Source organism: Neisseria sp. P0008.S010, assembly GCF_051962715.1.
Lineage (GTDB): Bacteria > Pseudomonadota > Gammaproteobacteria > Burkholderiales > Neisseriaceae > Neisseria > Neisseria elongata.
In genome coordinates this window covers 1-380 of sequence record NZ_JBQCVA010000190.1, presented here as the reverse complement: position 1 = coordinate 380, position 380 = coordinate 1, and the positions used below count along the sequence as shown (strand labels likewise).

The 380-nt window shown below is 52.4% G+C and carries 1 rRNA gene; it reads right to left on the bottom strand.

From position 1 onward, the window contains the following. Window positions 1-380: ribosomal RNA gene (locus tag ACTHSL_RS13165) — 16S ribosomal RNA — on the bottom strand; the annotation flags it as partial.

Genomic DNA, 380 nt, shown 5'->3' with positions numbered 1-380 from the left:
GACTACAGGGGTATCTAATCCTGTTCGCTACCCACGCTTTCGCGCCTCAGTGTCAGTATCGGTCCAGGGTGTCGCCTTCGCCACTGATGTTCCTTCCTATATCTACGCATTTCACCGCTACACAGGAAATTCCACACCCCTCTACCATACTCTAGCCTGACAGTTCGACATGCAGTTCCCAGGTTGAGCCCGGGGATTTCACATATCGCTTATCAAACCACCTACGCGCGCTTTACGCCCAGTAATTCCGATTAACGCTCGCACCCTTCGTATTACCGCGGCTGCTGGCACGAAGTTTGCCGGTGCTTATTCTGCGGGTAACGTCAATCCCCATGGATATTAGCCATAGAGCCTTCCTCCCCGCTTAAAGTGCTTTACAA